Below are 512 nucleotides of genomic sequence, written 5' to 3'. Positions count from 1 at the left end.
GTGGCAAAGCGATTGATGTATCAATAGGCTACCTACTAATGCCGATTGCAATGGTTGCTGTGGGGAAACTACTATATAAAGAACATCTCTCATTTTGCAAATGGTTAGCGATTTTCTTTGCTTTTATTGGTGTTGTGAGCAACATTCTACTAGCAGGTAAATTATCTTGGGCGAGTGCTTTAGTCGCAACAGGGTACCCCGCTTATTTTATGGTGCGTAAGAAATTCAATATTAGCCATATCCATAGTTTTGTGATTGAAATTGCTTTACTACTCCCGATAGCACTTTATTTTATCAGCCAAGTTGATATGCCAGTGATTCAACAGCAGAACCCGAATATCTATTTTTACCTACTTTTACTTGGTTTAATGAGCGGTGTCGCTCTAATATCTTATACCTTAGCGAGTACCCTAATTCCTTTTAATGTGCTGGGTTTACTCGGGTATATAGAACCTTGTGCAATGCTATTTATCTCATTTCTAATTGGTGAAACACTAAGTCCAGATGCTTAT

General features: G+C 37.9%; 1 protein-coding gene. It reads left to right on the top strand.

The annotated features are described in order from the left end of the window. Positions 1-512: EamA family transporter RarD (gene rarD / locus A1D25_RS01675; protein WP_157393991.1), on the top strand; the 512-nt coding region annotated here is incomplete at both ends.

Origin of the sequence: Ursidibacter arcticus (assembly GCF_009761375.1) — a bacterium.
GTDB lineage: Bacteria > Pseudomonadota > Gammaproteobacteria > Enterobacterales > Pasteurellaceae > Ursidibacter > Ursidibacter arcticus.
Note: the sequence above shows the minus strand (reverse complement) of the source record. Positions and strands in the feature narration are given on the sequence as shown.